The organism is Pseudomonas yamanorum, assembly GCF_013386765.1.
Taxonomy (GTDB): domain Bacteria; phylum Pseudomonadota; class Gammaproteobacteria; order Pseudomonadales; family Pseudomonadaceae; genus Aquipseudomonas; species Aquipseudomonas yamanorum_A.
The window spans coordinates 50,438-69,995 of the sequence record NZ_JACARE010000021.1 but is presented as its reverse complement, the minus strand read 5'-3'; the positions used below and the strand labels follow the sequence as shown (position 1 = coordinate 69,995).

Annotated in this window: 16 protein-coding genes; 2 read left to right on the top strand and 14 right to left on the bottom strand. The window is 61.5% G+C overall.

Annotated elements, in window-relative coordinates; all coding sequences use genetic code 11:
* The first annotated feature begins 40 nt into the window (after positions 1–40).
* On the top strand, positions 41–310 hold the full coding sequence (locus HX875_RS17580; protein WP_177044148.1) for a DUF1652 domain-containing protein: 270 nt from the start codon (positions 41–43) through the stop codon (positions 308–310).
* Positions 311–392: 82 nt separating this feature from the next.
* Here HX875_RS17580 and HX875_RS17575 read toward each other — a convergent pair whose 3' ends face one another.
* Positions 393–653, bottom strand: coding sequence for a DUF2790 domain-containing protein (locus tag HX875_RS17575; RefSeq protein WP_177044147.1), 261 nt, complete (start codon positions 651–653; stop codon positions 393–395).
* A gap of 278 nt (positions 654–931) precedes the next feature.
* On the opposite strand from HX875_RS17575, the gene aqpZ reads away from it, so the two are divergent.
* The gene (aqpZ, locus tag HX875_RS17570; RefSeq protein WP_177044146.1) at positions 932–1,636 is read left to right on the top strand and encodes an aquaporin Z; all 705 of its coding nucleotides are present in this window, start codon (positions 932–934) and stop codon (positions 1,634–1,636) included.
* Here aqpZ and HX875_RS17565 read toward each other — a convergent pair.
* The 13 genes from HX875_RS17565 to HX875_RS17505 all read right to left on the bottom strand — a co-directional run bounded on the left by HX875_RS17565 (position 1,626) and on the right by HX875_RS17505 (position 19,536).
* Positions 1,626–4,229 carry an autotransporter family protein gene (locus HX875_RS17565; protein WP_177044145.1) on the bottom strand — a complete coding sequence of 868 codons (2,604 nt, stop codon included), beginning with the start codon at positions 4,227–4,229 and terminating at the stop codon, positions 1,626–1,628. The genes aqpZ and HX875_RS17565 overlap by 11 nt on opposite strands.
* Before the next feature lie 155 nt (positions 4,230–4,384).
* On the bottom strand, positions 4,385–5,323 hold the full coding sequence (locus HX875_RS17560) for a carbohydrate kinase family protein (protein ID WP_177044144.1): 939 nt from the start codon (positions 5,321–5,323) through the stop codon (positions 4,385–4,387).
* Between the two features lie 12 nt (positions 5,324–5,335).
* Positions 5,336–6,817, bottom strand: a complete 1,482-nt coding sequence (xylB, locus tag HX875_RS17555) for a xylulokinase (protein WP_177044143.1) — start codon at positions 6,815–6,817, stop codon at positions 5,336–5,338.
* A gap of 151 nt (positions 6,818–6,968) precedes the next feature.
* A complete protein-coding gene (locus HX875_RS17550) occupies positions 6,969–8,450 on the bottom strand; it encodes a mannitol dehydrogenase family protein (protein WP_177044142.1) in 1,482 nt (493 codons plus the stop codon).
* 18 nt (positions 8,451–8,468) lie between these two features.
* Positions 8,469–9,572 (bottom strand): ABC transporter ATP-binding protein, encoded by a 1,104-nt coding sequence (locus tag HX875_RS17545; RefSeq protein WP_177044141.1) that lies wholly within the window; start codon positions 9,570–9,572, stop codon positions 8,469–8,471.
* A gap of 43 nt (positions 9,573–9,615) precedes the next feature.
* Positions 9,616–10,446, bottom strand: coding sequence for a carbohydrate ABC transporter permease (locus tag HX875_RS17540; RefSeq protein WP_003215312.1), 831 nt, complete (start codon positions 10,444–10,446; stop codon positions 9,616–9,618).
* 10 nt (positions 10,447–10,456) lie between these two features.
* Complete coding sequence (locus HX875_RS17535; RefSeq protein ID WP_003215314.1) at positions 10,457–11,383, bottom strand: carbohydrate ABC transporter permease; 927 nt, start codon at positions 11,381–11,383, stop codon at positions 10,457–10,459.
* A 195-nt stretch (positions 11,384–11,578) separates the two neighbouring features.
* Positions 11,579–12,889 carry an ABC transporter substrate-binding protein gene (locus HX875_RS17530; protein WP_177044140.1) on the bottom strand — a complete coding sequence of 437 codons (1,311 nt, stop codon included), beginning with the start codon at positions 12,887–12,889 and terminating at the stop codon, positions 11,579–11,581.
* A gap of 278 nt (positions 12,890–13,167) precedes the next feature.
* Entirely contained in the window at positions 13,168–14,073 is a 906-nt protein-coding gene (locus tag HX875_RS17525; RefSeq protein ID WP_177044139.1) for an AraC family transcriptional regulator, read from the bottom strand.
* A gap of 71 nt (positions 14,074–14,144) precedes the next feature.
* Positions 14,145–15,428 carry a glycosyltransferase gene (locus tag HX875_RS17520; protein WP_177044138.1) on the bottom strand — a complete coding sequence of 428 codons (1,284 nt, stop codon included), beginning with the start codon at positions 15,426–15,428 and terminating at the stop codon, positions 14,145–14,147.
* Positions 15,429–15,520: 92 nt separating this feature from the next.
* Positions 15,521–16,999 carry a PhoPQ-activated protein PqaA family protein gene (locus HX875_RS17515; protein ID WP_177044137.1) on the bottom strand — a complete coding sequence of 493 codons (1,479 nt, stop codon included), beginning with the start codon at positions 16,997–16,999 and terminating at the stop codon, positions 15,521–15,523.
* 129 nt (positions 17,000–17,128) lie between these two features.
* Positions 17,129–18,211 carry a nucleoside hydrolase gene (locus tag HX875_RS17510; protein WP_177044136.1) on the bottom strand — a complete coding sequence of 361 codons (1,083 nt, stop codon included), beginning with the start codon at positions 18,209–18,211 and terminating at the stop codon, positions 17,129–17,131.
* 14 nt (positions 18,212–18,225) lie between these two features.
* Complete coding sequence (locus tag HX875_RS17505) at positions 18,226–19,536, bottom strand: MFS transporter (protein ID WP_177044135.1); 1,311 nt, start codon at positions 19,534–19,536, stop codon at positions 18,226–18,228.
* Positions 19,537–19,558: the final 22 nt, after the last annotated feature.

The following is a 19,558-nucleotide window of genomic DNA, read 5'->3' as shown; positions in this document are numbered from 1 at the left end:
ATAAATCCATTGGCGGTCTCAAATAAAGGAGAGGTTAGCCATGCTTTCGGATCTAGAGTTACGCGGCATTATTGAAGGAAGTTTCCTGCCTAAGCGGTGTGAATGTACCAAAGCCGAAGACGCGTCGTTGACGATTAAAGTCTATGACGAGAAAGACCGGGACCGGGTGGACTTCGAGGTCAAGGGGATTCAGGCCGCTAAACTCGACAGCAGTCGAGCCATCTGCAACCTGATCACAGGGTTGCGCGAAGACCTCAGGCAACATCAGGCTCCAGCCCTCAAACGAGCCGGAGCGCGTCCTTTCCATTAAACGAAACGGACGGTCGAGGTTCTGTCATCGAATAATCTGCGGGCCTGGATAAACGCCAGGCCCACTGTTATTTGCCGCTGGATCAATTCTGGAAGTCACACGCTTCCGACATTTTGCGATAGCTCACGTCCTGGACTTTGCCGGCACTGTCGAGGTACTTGATATCGGCATTGATCACTTTGCAGACATTGGTATCGGTTTCGTGCATGGCAAGCACCTTCTGCACATCCATCTTCTCACCGTAGTGGTAAGGCGTGACGACGGGGGCTGTATCAGCCTGCGCCATCCCCGTTACAGCCGTCAGGGCCAGTGCGCCACCGAGCATTAACGTACGCAGTTTCATGGTGTTTCTCCGCAAGTCGTTCGCTGACTCATCAACACGATGAGTGCGGCCGCCCTGGGCAACGGCTAAGGCCGTGCGAGTGCGGTCGATTCAACTCTCGTCCCGGGGGATTAACCATCGATTAATTGAGGCTTTGCTGACAAAAGCTTCATCTTCAGCGCATGGGTAATATCACTCCAATTAACCGGAAAAGTCTGATACGAGCCGGGCAAGTCCTCTTGCTACCGTCGCCACCGGGTCCATCAATCGGATGGCGTTGGCACTAGGGGGAATTGGATTTGCAAAAGAAAATCGCAGCAGAGTTTCTGGGGACGTTCTGGCTGACCTTCGGTGGCTGTGGCAGCGCGATCCTGGCGGCGGCGTTTCCGGAACTGGGGATTGGCTTTGCCGGCGTGGCCCTGGCCTTTGGCCTTACGGTGCTGACCATGGCGTATGCGGTGGGTGGTATCTCGGGTGCGCACTTCAACCCGGCGGTCACCATCGGCCTGTGGGTCGGGCGCCGCGTGCCGGGCGTGGATGTGGTGCCGTACATCATTGCCCAGGTCGCCGGTGCGATCGTCGCGGCCGCCGTGTTGGCGCTGATTGCCAGTGGCCGGCCGGGCTTTGAAATGGGGGCGTTCGCCGCCAATGGTTATGGCCCGTTGAGCCCGGGCGATTACAGCCTGCTGGCGGCGCTGGTGGTCGAGGCTGTGGCGACGTTCTTTTTTGTATTCATCATCATGCGGGTCACCGGGCCGGGCTCTGCAGCAGGGTTTGCGCCGATTGCCATTGGCCTGGCACTGACCCTGATCCACCTGGTGGCCATCCCCGTCACCAACACCTCGGTCAACCCGGCCCGCAGCACCGGCCCGGCGTTGTTTGCCGGCGGCGAGTATGTGATGCAGTTGTGGGCGTTCTGGGTGGCTCCGATTGTCGGGGCTGTAGTGGGCGCCATCGTTGCGCGGGCAGTGACGTGTCCGAAAGAGTCCGGCCCTACCAACTGACCCGCACCCCGGCATTGCCACTGACGCCTTCAAACGCATTGCTGTCCAGTTGGGTGTTGTAGTCCGCCGCCAGGTACACGCTGACGGTGGACGACAGCTTGGCGACAACCCCAACACCCAGGTCGGCGGTGGATGACTTGTGATCGGTCTTGATTCGGTCAACATCGTCGTAGGTCACCGTGTCGCTGCCGCCAAAGGTGCGCCAGGCGTTGACTCGCACGTAAGGCTCGATGGGCGTGTTCTGCACCAGGTAACGCCCCTTCAGGCGTGCCCCCAGGCGGCCGGTCCAGTAGTCCTGGGAGTCGTATGAAACCTTGGAGATACCGTCGTTCTGGCTGTCCATGTCGATGTGCTGGTTGATCACCTGCACCTGCGGCTCCACCACCCAATGTTCCGACACGGCAATCGGGTAGCCAGCTTCCGCCGACAGCGCCAGTGCGTGGCCCTTGTTGTCGATCTTCACGTCACGCTCGGATTTGCTGTCACCGTCGAAGCGTGTGCCCATAGCCACCAGATCGACATACCAGCCTGTGGGGTCGGTGAGGGTCCAGTAGACGCCGAAGTTGTCGCCGTCCAGCTTGACCCGCCCGGCGTGCGTGCCCTGAAAGCCCATGGCAAAGCCTTTGATGTCACCCTGCAGGCGGCTTTGGCCGACGAACAGGCCGAAGCGCTGGGTCTGCCCGCCGCTGGTTTCGGAGGCGTAGAGGTCATGGCCCACTTGATAGCCTTTGATAGAACCGTCGAAACTCGGCGACACCGTGCCGGTCCAGCTTTTGTTGAAGTCACTGCCATAGGCGCGGCCCCAGCCGGCGGGCACGGCGCCGGTTTCACTCAGCAGGCTTTGTTCACCCTGGCGGTCATGAAAGGTGCCAAGGGCTTGTAGTGTCATCAACTGCGCCGCCGGGACGACCACCGAGTACACCGGCACTTCCAGGCGGTACAAAGGAATTGGCTCGGCACCGGCGACGGCGGTGGGCAACACCGGATTGCTCGCTGCCGACTCCGGCGAGTTGGCCGCCGCAACCTGACTGGGCGGTGGAGCTGGGGGCTCGACCGGCGCGACGGGCTGCGAAGTGGGCGGCTCCACGGGCGGCTCATCCGGGTCAACCACCGGCGGCACGGGTGGCATGGGTGGCACGGGCACCACCACCGGTGGCGTCGGTGGCACGGGTGGAACCGCTGGCGGTTGCACGGCAACCACCGATGAACGCAGGTACCAGTTGTTTTCCGTGCCAGCGGTAACACCGCCCTTGAACAGCAGGTATTCATAGGCTCCGGCAGACACCGAGCCTTTAAGCGCAAAGGCGTCGGTGCTGCTGACGGCGCCATTGAGTGCCTGCACCACCTCGATCCCGTTATTTTGCGTGAACCCACCCGCGCCGCCGAGGTTGGTTACCGTCAGTTGGGTATGCCCGCTGATGGTCCCGTCGGACACCACCAGCTTGTCGCTGGCGGAGTTGTCGTCACCGAGCACCGACTGCAGCCACAGCTGGCCATTGTTGCCGACGTAATTGCCATACACCGTCAACGTATCCGTGGCGCTGTTGCTGCGGCTGGTCATGTCGAGGGTGCCGGCGTTATTGAGGGTCGCCAGGGCGCCCGCGGTGTAGGGGCGGATACTGCCTTGGGTCACGCCCAATGTGCTGCTGCCGTCGATATTGAAGGTGCCGGTGTTGCTGGCACTGTCGCCGAGGAAAAAGTCCCCGGCGAGGTCGAAGCGCGAGTTGTTGTTGAGGTTCACCGTCTCCCATCCGATATACCGTGCGGCGGTGCTGGAGGTGGTGTTGTCGAAGGTCAGTTGGTCGTTGCCCAGGCCGCCATCGATGGACGGCGTTGCGCTCAACAGGCTTTCATTCAGGCCGCTGAGCCGTGCGGTGTCGTCGCCGTCACCCATCAGCACCGCCGATTTGATCTGGCCGCCATTGGTCCAGTTGAACGTGTCATTGCCGACACTGGCGCGGATCTCGCCGGAGATGACGCCGCCGCTGACGCTAATGCTGTCATCGCCGCCGCTGGTACTGATATTGCCGCCGATGGTGCCGCCGGAAACGATGATCTGGTCGATGCCAAAACCGGTCACCAGGTTGCCGAGGATCGCGCCGCCGGACATGTTGTAGATATTGTTGTCGAGCTTCATGTCCACCCGGCCGATGGTGCCACCGGTCTGCTGCGCCACATCGCCGTCTTCAAACGCGCCAACGATGGTGCCGCCACTCATGAAAAAGGTGTCACGGCCATCGCCCTGGGCCAGGGACTGAATCTGCCCGCCGCTCATTACGAAGTCGTCGATGCCGGCGCCTTGCTGGACCGCGCCGGTAATCAGCCCCGAGCGGATTTGCACCGCGTCCTGGCCTGCGCCGAAGGTGACACCGCCATTGATGGTGCCGGAGCCGCCTGCCGGCAGGATCAGGGTGTTGTTGCCCAGCAGGTCGGTGAGGCCGGCGCTGCTGCCGCTGTCGCAGGTATAGGTGTCGTTGCCCGGGCCTGGGGTGAGCACGCAAGCCGCGTGGGCTTGCTGGGGCGTGATGTAATGCAGTGAGAGGATGCCGACAGTCAAAACGGCGCGATTGCGAAAGGTCCGTCTATTGCCCATGGATCTGTCCTGCTTTTGTTATAAAAACTGCACGTGCCTTTCGGTCTAGTACAGTTTTTGACACAGTGCAGGTTTTTTGGACCGGTGGCAGCAGGGCTGAAAGCCACGTAATACGTGGCCTTCATGATGGCACATTGGTCCTTGCGGGACGTTTGTCAGTCCAACTGATGACGGTAAGGCAAGTCCGGGCCGGTCTTGCTGCAGGTCAGCGCCGCCGCACGGATGGCGAAGGTGAGCATGCCGCTGATCTGCTCGCGGGACAGCTGTTGCAGGCCCTCGACGGAGTCCAGTTGATGTTCCGTGAGCCAGGCAATCAAGGCGGCCTGGAAAGTGTCCCCGGCCCCTACGGTATCGGCCATCACCACCTTGACTGCCGGTGCCGACCAACTGCCGTGCTGACGGCTGAACACGGTTGCGCCGTCGCCGCCACGGGTCAGGAACACCAACTGGCAACGGTGCTGCAACCAGCCTTGCAGAATGCTTTCCGGTGCCTGGCCGGGGTAGAGCAGATGCAGGTCTTCATCACTGACCTTGATCAGGTCGGCATGCTTGACCAACTCGGCCACCCGCTCGCGCCACAGCTCGATATTCGGCTGCGGGTTAAGGCGTACGTTGGGGTCGAGGCTGATCAGGCGCTTGCCGCTTTCCCGGCGGACCAGGGCCAGCAAGGTGTCGGCAATCGGCTGCACCACCAGTGAAAACGAGCCGATGTGCACGCCACGCACCTCGTCGCCCAGTGTCGGCAAATGTTCAAGCTGCAACTGCCGGTCGGCGCAACCTTCACCACGGAAGCTGTATTGCGGCGAGCCATTGGCACCCACGGCCACCATCGCCAGGGTAGTGGGCGCTGCGAACTCCAGCAGGTAGTCCTCACGCACACCTTCCTCCTTGAGCACCTGCAACAGGCGCCGGCCGAGGAAGTCGCTGGAGATCCCGGCGAAGAAGCCGGCATCGATGCCCAAGCGACGCAAACCTACCGCGACGTTGAACGGCGAACCGCCGGCAATCGCCTTGTAATTGACCAGGGACGCCTTGCCGCTGGCATCGTCCTCGCTGAAAAAATCAAACAGCGCTTCGCCACATACCAAATACATATTCGTTCGCTCTTAAAGGGATGCCACGTGCTGTTGATAACGCTCATACGCCTGCTGATAGGCGCTGACGCTGCCGGCATCCGGCACCGTGCGGCTGGCCGCGTCGACGCTGACGCAACGCTGGCACAGCTGCGCCAGGCTCTCACCGGACTGGCACCACGCCGCCTGGATCGCCGCGCCCAGGGCCGCGGCTTCGCTTTGTTCGGTGCAGATGACTTCGGTGTTCATGATATCGGCAACCATCTGCCGCCACACCGGGCTTTTCGAGCCACCACCGATCAGGCGGATGCTCTGGCTTTGCAGGCCGGTCTGGCGCAGCAGGTCCAGGCCATAGCGCAGGCCGAACGTGGTGCCTTCGACCACCGCGCGGCACAGGTTGGCGCGGGTCAGGTTGGTCATGGTCACGCCATGCAGGCTGCCGGTGGCGTGGGGCAGGGCGGGCACCCGCTCGCCATTGAGAAACGGCAGCATGCTCACGCCGTCGGCACCAATCGGGGCCTCGGCCACCTGGGCGTTGAAGGCCGCCAGGTCGAGGTCGAACAGTTCGCGGATCACTCCGGTGGCGTTGGTCAGGTTCATGGTGCAGATCAACGGCAGCCAGCCGCCGCTGGACGAGCAGAACGTCGCTACCGACGCCTGCGGGCTGACGTTGGCCTGGTCGGCAAAGGCATACACGGTGCCGGATGAACCCAGGCTCATGGTGATCACGCCGGGGGCGATATTGCCGGTGCCGATGGCGCCCATCATGTTGTCGCCGCCGCCGCTGGACACCTGGGCATTCGGGTTGATGCCCAGGCGCTCGGCGATGGCGGGCAGGACAGTGCCTACTGGCTGGTTGGCCTCGATCAACTCGGGCAACGCGGCTTCCAGGCGCCCGTCGGGGTCGATATGGCGCAACAGCGCCAGGTCCCATTCCCGGGTGCGCACGTTGAAATAGCCGGTGCCCGAGGCATCGCCGTATTCCGCGCAGGCGCGGCCGGTGAGCCAGTAGTTGAGGTAGTCGTGGGGCAGCAGGATATGGGCGATGCGCGAGAAAATATCCGGGTGCTGTTCGCGGGTCCACAGCAGCTTGGACACGGTGTAGCCCGGGGCGATGGCCACGCCGAGGCGCTCCAGGGAGCCGCTTTCGCCGCCCAGATGCTGCAGCAAGCGATCGTTTTCCGGCGTGGTTTCGGTGTCGCACCACAGTTTGGCCGGGCGCAGCACCTGGCCTTGGTCATCCAGCAGCACCAGGCCGTGTTGCTGGCCGGAGACGCCGATGGCGAGGATGTCCTGGCCGTCCACGCCGGCCTGTTGCAAGGCGCGGTGGGTGGCTTCGGTGAAGGCGTCGAGCCATTCCTGGGTGTGCTGTTCGCGGCGCCCGTTGGCGCCGCTGAGCAGTGTGTGGCTGGCGGCGCCCAGGCCCAGGACTTTGCCGCTGCCGGCGTCGAGGACGATGGCCTTGGTGCCCTGGGTGCCGCAGTCGATGCCGAGGTAGAGGTTTTGCTGGGTCATGATCGTCGCTCAGCAGTGTTGTTTTTGGAGTGAGAATGCGATCAATGTGGGAGCTGGCTTGCCTGCGATGGCGGTCTTTCAGCCAGCAACCATTTAGCTGATACACCGCTATCGCAGGCAAGCCAGCTCCCACATTTTTGATTCGGTTCCGTCAGTGGATATTGGCGAGCAGCCGCTCCAGCGTTTTACTCACACCCACATCCTGCAGGCTCTCGAAACACCGCTCAAACGCTGCCACAAACGCAGGGGAGTTGGGAATAGCCGTACCAAAAATCTCTTCCACCCCCAACAGCCGCTTGCTGATCAACGCATCGTCCGTCACCAGCCCTTGGCAAAACTCGGCGCGGGGGTCCGGAATGCGGAAGATTACGCCATTCTCATCCACGCCTTTCAAGTACAGCGCCCACGCCGCCACCACCAGCGCGGCGCGCTCGGTCTCGCGGCCATCGGCGATCAGGCGGTTGATGGTCGGGACGGTGAACTTGGGAAACTTCGACGAACCATCGGAACACACACGCTCCAACTGATCGGCAATCGCCTGGTTGGAAAAACGGTCCACCAGGGTCTGCTTGTACTCGGTCAGGTCGATACCCGGCACTGGCGCCAGGTTGGGCGTGACGTCCAAGTCCATGTAGGCGCGCATGTAGGCCACGAACAACGGGTCGTTCATGGTCTCGTGGACGAAGCGATAACCCTTGAGGAAACCCAGGTACGTCAGCGCCAGGTGACTGCCGTTGAGCAGGCCGATCTTCATTTCTTCGTACGGCGTCACGTCATCGGTGAACTGCACGCCCACCGTCTCCCACGCCGGGCGACCGTTGACGAACTTGTCTTCCAGCACCCATTGCACAAACGGCTCGCAGACCACCGGCCAGGCATCGTCGATGCCGTGGTCGTCGTGCAGTTGCAGGCGGTGCGCGGTGCTGGTCATCGGCGTGATGCGGTCGACCATGGCATTCGGGAAGCTCACATTGGCCTTGATCCACTCGTGCAGGTCAGGGTTGTGCAGCGCGGCAAAGGCCAGCAAGGCCTTGCGGGTCACGGCGCCGTTGTGGGGCAGGTTATCGCAGGACATCACGGTAAAGGCTGCAACCCCGGCGGCGCGGCGCTGGGTCAGCGCGGCGCAGATAAACCCGAACACGGTTTTCGGCGAGTGCGGGTTGGCCAGGTCATGCTGGATCTGCGGCAGGTTGGCCATGAACTCGCCGTTGCTGTCGTCGATGCAGTAGCCGCCTTCGGTGATGGTCAGCGAGACGATCCGAATCTGCGGGCTGGCCAGCTTGTCGATCAACGCCTGGGCACCGTCTTCGGCCAGCAGCATGTCGCTGATGGAGCCGATCACGCGCACTTCGGTGTCGTCGGTGTCACCCAGTTCATACAGGGTAAACAGGTAGTCCTGGCCGGCCAGGTCGTCCCGGGCCTTGCGGTCTTCGCTACGCAAGCCCACGCCGCAAATGCTCCAGTCCAGGCCGGTGCCGGTGTTCATCAGCGCATCGGTGTAATACGCCTGGTGGGCGCGGTGGAACCCGCCGACGCCGATGTGCGCGATGCCTTGGCTTGTGTTGGCGATCGCATAGGCCGGCAACTGCACTTCAGGGGCCAGTTGCGTGAGGTTTTGCTTGTTCAGTTTCATCAGGAAATTCTCGCGAAATCAGGCGGCGGCGCGCAGCGGACGGGCCACGGCAACGCCGTCAGCGTCGAACAGGTGGCATTGGGTCGGGTCCAGGTGCAGCTGCAGGGTTTCGCCATACTGGCTGGCCATGTCGCCACGGATACGCAGGGTCAACGGCTCTTTGCTGGCGGTGATCACGTGGCAGAAGGTGTCGCTGCCCAGGCGCTCGCCGACGTCGGCGGTAACGGTCAGGGTGGCCTGGCCGGGGGAGGCGATTTCCAGGTGTTCCGGGCGAATGCCCAGGGTCACCGCGCTGCCGACACTCAAGGTCGCGCTGCTCAAGGGCAGGCTGATACGCCCGCCGGCGTCCAGTTCGACTTCGCAGCCCTGTGCGTCCACGCGGGTGACCTTGCCTTTGAGGAAGCCCATTTTCGGCGTACCCAAAAAGCCTGCGACAAACAGGTTGGCCGGCTGGTGATACAGCTCCAGCGGCGAGCCCACCTGTTCCACGCGGCCACTGTTCAGTACGACCACCTTGTCGGCCAGGGTCATGGCTTCGACCTGGTCGTGGGTCACGTAGATCATGGTGGCCTGCAGCTCTTTATGCAGGCGCGACAGCTCCAGGCGCATCTGCACCCGCAGGGCGGCATCGAGGTTGGACAGCGGTTCGTCGAACAGGAAGATCTTCGGGTTGCGCACAATCGCGCGGCCGATGGCGACCCGCTGGCGCTGGCCGCCGGAGAGCTGCTTGGGCTTGCGCTCAAGCAGCGGGCCCAGCTCCAGGATGCGCGCCGCTTCGTTGACCTTGCTTTCGACAATCTTCTTGTCGACGCCGGCCAGGTCCAGGGCAAACGACATGTTTTTGCGCACGCTCATGTGCGGGTACAGGGCGTAAGTCTGGAACACCATCGCCAGGTCGCGCTTGGCCGGGGTGACTTCGGTGATGTCGCGGCCATCCAGCTCGATGGTGCCTTCGCTGACTTCTTCCAGGCCGGCAATCAGGCGCAGCAGGGTGGATTTGCCGCAGCCCGACGGGCCGACGAACACCACGAACTCCTTGTCGTTCACCTCAAGGTCGATGCCCTTGATGATGGAGAAACCTTCGAAGCCTTTTTGCAGATTCTTGATTTTCAGGTTGGCCATGATGGGCCTCCGCTTCTAAATTCGTTGTTGTTTGAGGCGTCCGTTATTTCACGGCGCCGAAGGACAAACCGCGGACCAACTGTTTCTGGCTGATCCAGCCAAAGATCAGGATCGGCGCACAGGCCAGGGTCGACACGGCAGACAATTTGGCCCAGAACAAGCCTTCGGGGCTGGAGTAGGAGGCGATCAATGCGGTGAGCGGCGCGGCGTTGGACGAGGTCAGGTTGAGTGACCAGAACGCCTCGTTCCAGCACAGGATCAGCGACAGCAACACCGTGGAAGCCAGGCCACCCTTGGCGATCGGCAGCAGTACCCGGACCATTTCCTGCCACAGGGTGGCGCCGTCCAGGCGGGCGGCTTCGAGGATGTCTTTCGGGATGTCCTTGAAGTAGGTGTAAACCATCCAGACCACGATCGGCAGGTTGATCAGGGTGTAGATGATGATCAGCGCAATGCGCGTGTCCAGCAGGCCAAAGCTCTTGGCCAGCAGGTAGATCGGCATCAGTACGCCCACCGGCGGCAGCATCTTGGTGGAGAGCATCCACAGCAGCGTGCCCTTGGTGCGCTTGGTCTCGTAGAAGGCCATGGAGTAGGCGGCCGGTACCGAGATCAGCAGGCACAGGGCGGTGGCGCTGAACGAGATCAGCACCGAGTTCCAGGCGTAGCTGAAGTAGTTGCTGCGCTCGTTGATGTGCAGGTAGTTCTCCAGCGTCGGCGTGAAGATGAACTGCGGCGGGGTGGCGAACGCGTCGATTTCGGTCTTGAAGCTGGTCAGCACCATCCAGAAGATCGGGAAGAAAATCAGGATCGCGATGGCCCAGGCCAGGGTGCCGAGCAACACGCTTTGCAGGCGGCGGGATTGTTGAAGCGTCATGGCGCGGCCCTCAAGGCTTGTCAGTCAGGTTTTTGCCGATCATCCGCACCAGGATGATCGCCGCGATATTGGCGATGACCACGGCAATCAAGCCGCCGGCCGAGGCCATGCCCACATCGAACTGCACCAGCGCCTGGTTGTAGATCAGGTAGGCGAGGTTGGTCGAGGCGTAGCCGGGGCCACCGTTGGTGGTGGTGAAGATTTCCGCGAACACCGAGAGCAGGAAGATGGTTTCGATCATCACCACCACGGCAATCGGGCGTGCCAGGTGCGGCAGGGTCAGGTGCCAGAAGATCGCGATGGCGCCTGCACCGTCGAGGCGCGCGGCTTCCTTTTGTTCCTGGTCGAGGGACTGCATGGCGGTCATCAGCAGCAGGATCGCAAAGGGCAGCCATTGCCAGGACACGATGATAATGATCGACAGCAACGGGTAATGGGCCAGCCAGTCCACAGGCTGGGCGCCGAACAGCTTCCACACGTAGGCGAGAATCCCCGACACCGGGTGGAAAATCAGGTTCTTCCAGATCAGCGCCCCGACGGTGGGCATGATGAAGAACGGTGAAATCAGCAACACCCGCACCAGGCCGCGGCCGAAGAACTCGCTGGCCTCCAGCAGGGCGCTGATTAATACGCCGAACACCACGCTGATCAGCAACACGCTGCCCACCAGCAACAGGGTGTTGGTGGCACCGGGCAGGAAGCCCGAGTCAGTGATGAAGTAGGTGAAATTCTCCAGGCCCACGAATTGGTTTTCGCCGGGGTAGAGCAGGTTGTAGCGAATCAGCGAGAAGTACAGGGTCATGCCCAGCGGCACGATCATCCACAGCAGCAACAAGGCCACGGAGGGGCTGACGAGGAACCAGCCGGGGTTGATCAAGCGGCTTTTGCGCGGCTTGTCCGGCGTAGCTGTTTGCACTTGGGCAGTGGTGGTATTCATGGTGATCAGGACCAGTCAGGTACATGCAGAGCGAGAGTCGAAGCGCGGTCAATGTGGGAGCTGGCTTGTGTGGGAGCTGGCTTGCCTGCGATGGCATCCCCCCGGTTTAACTGACAGACCGAGGTGTCTGCATCGCAGGCAAGCCAGCTCCCACCAAGAGCCTTCCACATAAAGCATTACGGTGGCGTGCCCGCTTTACTTGGGATAACCGGCCCGCTTCATTTCGCGTTCGGTGAAGGTCTGGGAATCCGCCAGGGCCTTGTCCACCGTCGAGCCACCGGTCAGTGCGCTGGAGAAGAACTTGCCGACCTGGGTACCAATCGCCTGGAACTCAGGAATGGTCACCAGCTGGATGCCCACATACGGCACTGGCTTGGCCGACGGGTCTTTCGGGTCGGCGACCTTCAGCGATTCCAGCGTCACCTTGGCAAACGGTGCAGCCTTCATGTATTCGTCGCTGTAGGTCGACTTGCGGGTACCCGGCGGCACGTTGGCAATCCCGTCGGTCTTGGCGACCAACTGGCTGTATTCCTTGGACGTGGCCCAGGTGGTGAACACCTTGGCCGCGTCCTTGGCTTTGGAGCTGGTAGGAATCCCCAGGGACCAGGAGTACAGCCACGACGTACCTTTTTCGGTTTTCTCGTGGGGCGCAAAGGTGAAGCCGACATGGTCAGCCACTTTGCTTTGGGTCTTGTCGGTCACGAACGAGCCGGCGACGCTGGCATCGACCCAGATGGCGCACTTGCCGCTGTTGAACAGCGCCAGGTTTTCGTTGAAACCGTTGCTGGAAGCACCCGGCGGGCCGGATTTCTTCATGTTGTCGACGTAGAAGTTCAGCGCGTCTTTCCACTCGGGACCGTTGAATTCCGGCTGCCATTTCTCATCGAACCAGCGTGCACCGTAGCCGTTGGCCAGGGTGGTGATCAGCGCCATGTTCTCGCCCCAGCCGGCTTTGCCACGCAGGCACAGGCCGTACTGTTCCTTGTCCTTGTTGGTGAGCTTGGCGGCGAACTCGCCGATCTGCGTCCAGGTCGGGTGCTCAGGCATGGTCAGCCCGGCGTCCTTGAACAGGTCGGTGCGGTAGTAGGTGATGGAGCTTTCGGCGTAGAACGGCAGGGCGTACAGCGAGCCCTTGACGGAAAGGCCGTCACGCACGGAAGGGAAAACGTCGTCCAGGTCGTAGGAAGCAGGCAGGTCCTTCATCGGTTCCAGCCAGCCTTTGGCGCCCCAGAGTGCAGCTTCGTACATGCCGATGGTCAATACGTCGAACTGTCCGCCTTGGGTGGCGATGTCGGTGGTGAGGCGTTGGCGCAGCACGTTTTCTTCGAGTACCACCCAGTTCAGCTTGATCTCCGGATGCTCGGTCTCGAAGGTTTTCGAGAGTTTCTGCATGCGGATCATGTCGCTGTTGTTGACGGTGGCAATGGTCAGGGTTTGCGCGCCAAGACTGACGGCACTGAGGGTCATGCAGGTACAGGCAAGCAGAGCTTTAGCTGTGAACTTCATCGCGCACTCCATTTCTGCGCCCAGGGGCTACAGAAGGACAGTTATTGTTGTTGTGTCTTCCACGACAGCTGGAAGAGTGTGCGTTGATTACAGCCTTCAATTGGCGTGGTGACAAATCCTTGGGAGCACTTCTACTGATACTTTTTTGCACTCGGCGGATTTTCGGTGGAAACACGGTGCAAATGTGGGAGCTGGCTTGCCTGCGATGGCGGTGTGTCAGTCACGGCGCTATCGCAGGCAAGCCAGCTCCCACAGGAAAGCGGGCCCGCGTTTGTTCTTCAGGCGAGGTTTTGCTCGGTCAGGCGCTGCACCGCCAGGCGCCGGTAGTGCGACGGGGTCATGCCCTTGAGCTGCTGAAAGCGGCGGTTGAAGTTGGAAATGTTGTTGAAACCCGACTCGAAGCACACATCGGTCACGGCCTTGTCGCCATCGGCCAGCAGCTCGCAGGACTTGCTGATACGCAGGCGGTTGACGAATTCGATGAAGGTGCGGCCCGTGGCCTGCTTAAACACGCGGGAGAAGTAAGTGGGCTTCATGCCGAGGTATTCGGCGACTTCTTCCAGGGACAATTCCCGCGCGTAGTGGGCAAAAATGTAGTCCACCGCGCGGTTGGTGCGGTCGATGCTGTGTTCGTCCGCCAGTTGCGGGGTGGTCACGCCGGAGAGCAGTTGGTAGTCCTCGCAGGCACTGAGCACTTCCATCAGGATGAAAAAGTGCCCCAGGCGCGCCATGCCCTGGGCGTCCTCGATGCGTTGCATCAGGGTCACGGCCTGGGCGATGGTCTTTTTGCAGCGAAATTCGATGCCGTACTGCGCCCGCTCCAGCAGTGGGGTGAGGGTCTTGAGCTCGGCAAAGACGTGGCTGCCGCCTTCGAACAGATCGTCGGTGAAATTCACCAGCATGTCGCGCTTGGGCACCACTTCGTCCTCGGCCACCTGGCTGATCCAGTTATGGGGCAGGTTGGGGCCGGTGAGGAACAGGCTTTCCGGATAGAAGTTGCCAATGTAGTCGCCGATAAACACCTTGCCGGAGCTGGCGACGATCAGGTGCAGCTCGTATTCCTTGTGGAAATGCCAGCGCACCAACGGGCACGGGAAGCCGTGTTGGCGATAGATGATGGACAGACCGTTGTGATCGTCCATCAGCTCGTAGGAAGGGTCGGTGATTCTCGCTGCTCGGGTCATGCTGCCGTCGCTTTATTGTGGTTGCCAAAAGGATAATGCCCCCTTGCGCGCCACCTCGCCAGCGTCTGTGTTTATAGGGTGCGGTTTTTCGCCTCGATCCACTGCGCCATGTACTGGGTACTTTTGTGCAGGTGATGGCGCAGCATGCTGCCGGTGAAATTGTTGCGCCGGTGCGCGGCCAGCTCGCTGCGGCATTGTTCCAGGCGAGCAACCAGGGCTGGGCCGTGGAGGTCCTGGGCGTAACGGCGGGCGAGTAATTGCCGGCCGTCTTCCTGAGCCTGGGTCCAGCGTTCCTGGTCTTGATACAACGCAACCGCCTCGGCCGCCAGGGCCGTGGCGCTGTGCTCGACCGCGCCGGGCCACGGTTCGCCCATGGCTTCGGCGCCAATCGGGGTAGTGACGCTGGGCGTGCCGCAGAGCATTGCGTCGGCCAGCTTGCCCTTGATCCCGGCACCAAAGCGCAGCGGGGCCAGGCAGATACGCGCGGCGGTCATTACCTGCAGCGCGTCTTCAGCCCAGTTCATCACATGAAAGCCTTGGGCCGGGTTGTGCAGGGCGGTGGCCTTGGGCGGTGTGTAGGCGCCATACACGTGCAGTTGAGCGCCGGGCAGTTGCTGGCGGATCAGCGGCCACACGCTGTTCTTCATCCACAGCACGGCGTCCCAGTTCGGTGCATGACGGAAGTTACCGATGCTCAGGAAGTGCGCGCGGTCTTCGAACGGCGCGAAGGCCTGGGTGGGTGGCGCGACCATCAGCGGGCACCAGTGGAGCAGGGCGGCGGGCACCTTGAAGTGCTCGGTGAGCAACTGGATTTCCACATCGGAGATCATCAGGCTGATGTCACAGCGGTAAATCGCTGCGATCTCGCGTTTGGCCAGGTCGGTGTCGGCCATGTAATCGAATTCGGCGGCAAGGTCCGGGCTGAACAATGGGGTGAAGTCGTCAGCATCGGGTTTTGCCTTCAGGAAGTCCTTGAGGCGCTGGTGACGGGCATCCCGCAGGCTTTGCAAATCCGAACTTTCCAGCACGCGAAGGGCATTCGGGCAGCATTTTTCCACACGCCAGCCGAACTGCTCTTCCATCATGAAACGGTCGAACAGCACGATATCCGGGGCGAGTTCGGTGATGAAATCATCGAAACTGCTGTTATTCAGCTCAATTGCACATTCGCGAATGCCCAGGTCGGGCAAGTCGGCCTTGTGCTCGCCGTTGACGGCCGGGCTGCTGAAGGTGATGTCCCAGCCCTGGGCCAGGAAGCTCTCCAGAATCTGCATCATGTGCCCGCCGGCCGCCGAAGAGCGGGGCTCTGGCCAGACGTAACCAATGACCAGGACTTGGGTGGCGGGCTGATTCATCGACAACGGATTCCTTGAGGGCTGGGCAAAAGCGCAATTAAACCACAGGCCCTCACGCGCAGCTTACCGGTGCATCAAACCCACGCGTCTCTTCACTTGGCCGGCATCGGCTCCGGCAACGTTTGGCAATAAGGCCCTCCCGGCGCGGGTGGTTGGGTGGGGTAGGTGTCGGGGGTTATCTGCACCTGACTGGTCGCGATCATGCCGTCCTGGAAGGTCGCTTCGATAAATGACGCGTGCCAGCCTGCCCTGGGTGTGAGGCCCCGCGGCCCAACCGTTTGGGAAATGGGCAACGGGGTTGCCACGTAGCGTATGTTGCAGTTGAAGCGAAAGTCACGGGCGCTGGGGTTGTCGGCGTCCCAACGAACCACGCGAGTGGGAACTTCAGAAAACGTGAAGCCGCCTCCCGGTACCGGATTAACCGTCGGCAAAGGCAGCCCATCCCTGATTCGTTTGAAGAAGGGGATCAGCGCATCGGGCAAGGAGGCACGAATGTCATGGGCGCTATTGGGCAGAACCCGCAAGGTTTTATCGCCCGGCAGGCTGTCGTAATAATTGCGGCTGCTGTCCGGCACAAAAAAGTCGTCGCCGCTGGCATTGACGATGTATTTAGGAACGCGCAGCCGCGCCGCATAAGGGGTGCTCAGATAACGCAGTGGATCGGAGATTTGCATGAGTTTGTCAAATGCCTCGCTGTTGCGCTGCGCAGTAATACCCTCGCGGTAGTAGTCGATGAACGCCAGCGGCCAGCTATGGCCATATACCTGGTAGGTGTGTTCAAAGGCTTGCCTGCCATTGAGTGTCTCGATGACCATCGGTGCGATTGCGGTGATGCGTGTGTCCACCAGCGTAGCCAGCCACACGGCCCAGCCGCGTTTTGATGCACCGGTGACGATGTAACCGGACGCTTTCACCGGAAGTTCCCAGTCAGCCAGGTCCATTGCCTTGATGACCGCTTCCATTGCCGGTACGTTCAACGCTTTGTACGGCGCGGCGGCGGGGGCCTGCATGAAGAGCTTCCAGCTATGGGCGACGCTGTCGTCTTCAGTGCGCGGGGTGCCATCGTTGTTGTAGGTCAGATACTGGTTCGGAACATCATCCACCACCACCACGCTGGATCCGGTTTGGCGGGCGATGCGCAGCAGGCCTTCACGTGTGAAGTCTTTCGGTGCGCCAGGGGCGGAGCCCGGCAATGGGTGATTCACCCCATCATTAACCACCAATATCGCAGGCTTGCCGCGTATAGCATTGAGCGGGAAATAAATCTCGACCCGATGACTCCAGATTGCCGGGGCGACGGTTCCGTTTTGCCCCCAATCCTGGGATATGAGCCTGTACCGGAGTATCTGCACGTCGCCGACCTGCTCAACGCCTTCGGCTCGGTAGTTGGGCGCAATCAGCGCCTGGGCTTTTTTATAACAGTTCAGTACTTCACTGTAGTTTCTGCCACTTTGCTCGAAGCACGCCATTGCATTGGGCGTGACGTCGCCAGGTGTTGTGCAGGCATTGGCAAGCAGCAGCACACCCAGCAGGGCAGATAGCTTGAGGAGGCGTTGCAGGTGGAATGACATGGTTGCACTTCCCTTGCGGTAAACGAGAAGTGACCATTTAATTCCTTGAAGACCTTTGCCGATACTGTCAAGTCTGACAGGTACAGACGACTTGGGAGGCCAACCCGGGTCGCCTGTCCGGCCGCAATGTCAGTGGAAGATGTTGACCGGCGTTGGCAGCGTGACCAGGTTCACGTAGCCGTCCCAGAATTTCTTCTGGTCCACGGCAAACACTACCTTGGCCTTCTGCGTGCCCAGCGGTGCGCCTTTCTTGTAGCCCAGTGCCCGGCCGTAGTCGGCGCCGAAGGTGGCGTCCACGTCCACCCACAGTTCACGGGATTCGGTGACGATCTCGGGGTTCACAAGAAACAGCGCTGGCAGGCTGTCCCAGGTGAAGCTGTGGTAGGCCGGGTCTTTGGCAAACAGCGGGCCGAACTCGTGCTTATAGAGATCGGCAATTGCGCCCTTGTGGGCAATCACCCGCTCATACACTGACTTGTCGAAGGTGACTTTCTCACAGACATCGTTGGGGAAAATCACGTGTTCGATGGGCGAGCGCAACACGATCTTCGCCGCCTCCGGGTCGAACCACCAATTGAACTCCGCTGCCGGCGTGGTGTTGCCCGGAATCTCCAGGGCGCCGCCCATGTACACGATACGCTTGATCAGCGGCACGATGTCCGGCGCCGACCGAATCGCCAGGGCGATGTTGGTCAGCGGGCCTACTGCCAGAATCGTCACCTCGTGCGGGTTGGCCCGCACGCTGTCGACGATGAACTGGGCGGCGGTTTCCTTGCGCAGCTTGGTGTGGGTGGCCAGGCCGTCCGGCGGCGCGACCAGTTGGGAGGCACTGGTGGGGCGCGGGTTCTTGAACGCCCCGGGCCAGCCGGAGCCGAACAGGGCCTTTTCCGCCTCGTAGGTGGCGTAGTCATGCAGCAGCGGGTAGGCGGCGCCGGAGTACACGCCGACTTCCTTTTCCACGCCCATGCGTTCCACGGCCTTGAGGGCGTCCACCTGTTCCTGGTCGACCCAGGCGTTGCCGCTGACCAGGGTCATGCCCAGCAGGTCGATGCGTTTTTGCCCATGCAATTGGGCGAGCATGATGAAGGCCTGGCCGTCATCGTTGAGCACGTTGAAGTCAGTGTCGAAGATGACTTTTTCTGCGGCCTGCGCCGTACCGGCACACAGGCCGACGGCGACAAGCAGGGCACAGCGCTTGATGAAACCTTGCATGGAGACTCACCCTATTAGCGGTTGACCAGTTTCGCCGGCAAGGCGATGACCAGGAAGCTGCTGAGAATCAGGCAGCCGGCAAAAAACCACAAGGCCCCGGCACTGCTGCCGGTGACGTCAATCGCCACCCCCATCAACGAGTTACTCACCAGGCCGGCGATGTTCGCCAGCGAGCAGGCCAGGGCAAACCCGGTGGCCGCTGCAGTGCCTTTGAGAAAGGTCGCCGGCAGGCTGAAAAATACCGGCACCGCACCGATGATCGCCGCCGAGGCAATCGCAAACAGGGCCACGGTGGCGACCACGTTATGGGTGAAGAAGGTGCTGGTGGCCATGGCTGCCGCGCCGATGAAAAACGGCACGATGATGTGCCAGCGGCGTTCACGGTGTTTGTCGGAACTTGCGCCGATCAGCAGCATGCCCAGCAGGGCCGCCACGCTGGGCAGGGCGGTGAGGATGCCGATGTGGAAGGTGTCGGTGATGCCGGCGTTGCGGATGAAGGTCGGCATCCAGAAGCCCATGGCATAGGCGCTGAGCAGGATCGAGAAGTCGATGCCGCCGAGCATCCATACCTTGAGGTTGAAGAAGCCGTCGCGGAAGCTGTGCTTGCTGTCGGTGCCGTCGGCATCGTCTTTGCGCAGTTCGCTTTCCAGCAGGGTCTTTTCTTCCGACGACAGCCACTTGGCTTGCTGGTAGGTATTGGGCAGCGCCCAGAAGGTCCACACCCCGAGCAGCACGCTGGGCACCGCTTCGATCAGGAACAGCCACTGCCAGCCGCGCAGGCCGGCCATGTTGTCGAAGTGGCCCATGATCCAGCCGGACAACGGGCCGCCGATCACGCTGGACAGTGGCAGGCCGATCATGAACAGCGCGATGATCCGGCCGCGGCGATGGGTGGGGAACCAGGTGGTCAGGTAATACAGCACGCCCGGCAGGAACCCGGCCTCGGCCGCGCCCAGCAGGAACCGCAGGATGTAGAACTGGGTGGTGGAGGTGACCAGCATGGTGCAGGCCGAGAGCAGGCCCCAGGTGATCATGATGCGGGCGATCCAGATCTTCGCGCCGACCTTTTCCAGGATCAGGTTGCTCGGTACTTCGAAAATGATATAGCCGACAAAAAACAGGCCGGCGCCGAGGCCGAACGCGGTTTCGCTGAAGTGCAGCTGGTCGAGCATCTGCAGTTTGGCGAAGCCGATATTGATACGGTCCAGGTAGGCGGCGAGGTAGCAGAAACACAGGAACGGAATCAGCTTCCAGGTGATCTTGTGGTAGAGCGTGTGGACCGGATCGGCGACCGTAGTCGCGGGCGCTGCATTCGCAATGGGCATTGGGGTGTCTCCTGGCGGTGAC